At 60.7% G+C, this 542-nt stretch carries 1 pseudogene; it reads right to left on the bottom strand.

From position 1 onward, the window contains the following. A pseudogene (locus CO667_RS34595) lies at nt 1-335 on the bottom strand (sugar ABC transporter permease); the annotation flags it as partial. Nucleotides 336-542: the final 207 nt, after the last annotated feature.

Raw genomic sequence — 542 nt, 5'->3', positions numbered from 1 at the left:
CCAAGCGCCAGGCAGATGCCGACATAGAGGAAGCCGAAGATCGCCATATTGGTGATCGAGGTGTACCAGGAGGACGGCGGATCGCTCTCGAAGGTCCAGCGCCACAGCCGCTGATAGGCGCGCGGCCCGGTCAGCGCATAGGAGGGAAAGGTCTTGGAATTGGTAAACGACAGATAGGCCGTCCAGACAATGAAGCCGTAGACGAAGATGATGGTGATGACGAAGCTCGGCGCCAGCACAATCTTCGGCAGCGCATCCTGCAGCCGGCCACGCAGCGAGATTCCCGTCGATTGCCGCGGCGTCAGAACCGGATCGGTGGTCGCAACTGTGCTCATGGAATGTCATCTCCTCCCCGCATAATGGCCCCACATAAACGGCGCGGAGCCTGAAGCTTCCCCGCGGAGCACGCGGGGAAGCATTTTCAATTGACAGTGGTCTCAGCGGGCGTCGTCGATCGCCTGGACGAGCTGGGTCACGGCCTCGTCGGAGGTCTTGATCTGGCCGTGGACGAACTTCGAGACGACGTCCTTATAGGCATTGGC

It is taken from the genome of Rhizobium sp. L43, from assembly GCF_002531725.1.
Classification (GTDB): domain Bacteria; phylum Pseudomonadota; class Alphaproteobacteria; order Rhizobiales; family Rhizobiaceae; genus Rhizobium.
The sequence above is the reverse complement of the archived record's forward strand: the minus strand, read 5'-3'. Positions and strand labels throughout refer to the sequence as shown.